Origin of the sequence: Mesorhizobium sp. M4A.F.Ca.ET.022.05.2.1 (assembly GCF_003998845.1) — a bacterium.
Classification (GTDB): domain Bacteria; phylum Pseudomonadota; class Alphaproteobacteria; order Rhizobiales; family Rhizobiaceae; genus Mesorhizobium.
Map to the genome: position 1 here is coordinate 1 of NZ_RZOJ01000766.1, position 941 is coordinate 941.

General features: G+C 68.3%; 2 protein-coding genes and 1 pseudogene. All 3 read right to left on the reverse strand.

The window, feature by feature from the left end:
• The coding region (locus EN745_RS35235) for an NAD(P)-binding protein (RefSeq protein ID WP_127423343.1) at positions 1–313 on the reverse strand (313 nt) is incomplete at its 3' end.
• Positions 310–612: a (2Fe-2S)-binding protein gene (locus EN745_RS35240; protein ID WP_127423344.1), complete on the reverse strand. Its 303-nt coding sequence runs from the start codon at positions 610–612 to the stop codon at positions 310–312. The genes EN745_RS35235 and EN745_RS35240, both read right to left, overlap by 4 nt.
• Positions 609–941: pseudogene (locus EN745_RS35245) on the reverse strand (hydantoin utilization protein B); the annotation flags it as partial. The pseudogene EN745_RS35245 and the gene EN745_RS35240, both read right to left, overlap by 4 nt.

The following is a 941-nucleotide window of genomic DNA, read 5'->3' on the forward strand; positions in this document are numbered from 1 at the left end:
CCCCCAGCACGTGCAGCCGTCCCTCCTGCGCGGCGATGACCGAACTCGCTGCGCAATGGGTAAGGCGCCCCTCCTTGACCAACCGGTCGAACAGGTCATGCAGCGAGCGCGCCTTCGCCGCCTCCGAGCCATAGAGCTGCTCCGGTGTGCGGACGAATCCGTCCGGTGGGCGACGATAGATCTGACCGCCGGCGCGATTGCCTTCGTCGATCACCATCGGGTGCAGCCCGGCCTCGACCAGCACCGCCGCGGCCCTTATGCCAGCCGGACCGGCGCCGACGATCACGATCTTCGGCGATGAAGCGTCACTCACGGCCAGCTCTCCGGCGGCGTCGTGCGCAGCCGCATGCCCTCACCGATAGGGGTTGTGCACGCGCGCAGGCGCGGCCCCTCTTCCTGCCAGACCCAGCAATCCTGGCAGGCTCCCATCAGGCAGAAGCCCGCGCGGGGTTCAGGCCCGAACTCGGACTTTCGTAAGGCTTGTCCCGACGCCAGCATGGCGGTCAGCAGCGTATCGCAAGCCAGCGCGCTGCGCATCTCGCCATCAAGGAAGAAATTCACCTCTACCCGGTCGCGCTCGGCCAGCCGGACGATGCGGCCGGCGCTGATCATTCAGCGGCCTCTCGCACCGGGCGAGGACGCGGCAGTTCGGGGAACCGTTCGCACGCCGCATCGAAGGCCGCCTGTACGCCCTCCGGCCCGAAGCGCCCCTTCATGCGGCGGAAGATCTCGGTCTTGGCGAAGAACCGCCAGTGGATCGGCAGGTCCCTCAGTATGGCGGTGAGCCGGTCGTAGGCCGCAGGGGTCCATTGCGCTTCGTAGCCGTCGCGCTCTGGACCGAAATGGAAATGGCCGGCGGACGGCTTGTGCCGCGCGCGCAGCCTTTCCGTCGCCTGCTCGTCGACCTCGCCGTCGCGGATGACGACGCCATAGTCGCGCTC

Excerpts from the sequence above, each read along its gene's own strand:
- EN745_RS35240 (WP_127423344.1), bottom strand. The coding sequence starts at position 612 with ATGATCAGCGCCGGCCGCATCGTCCGGCTGGCCGAGCGCGACCGGGTA.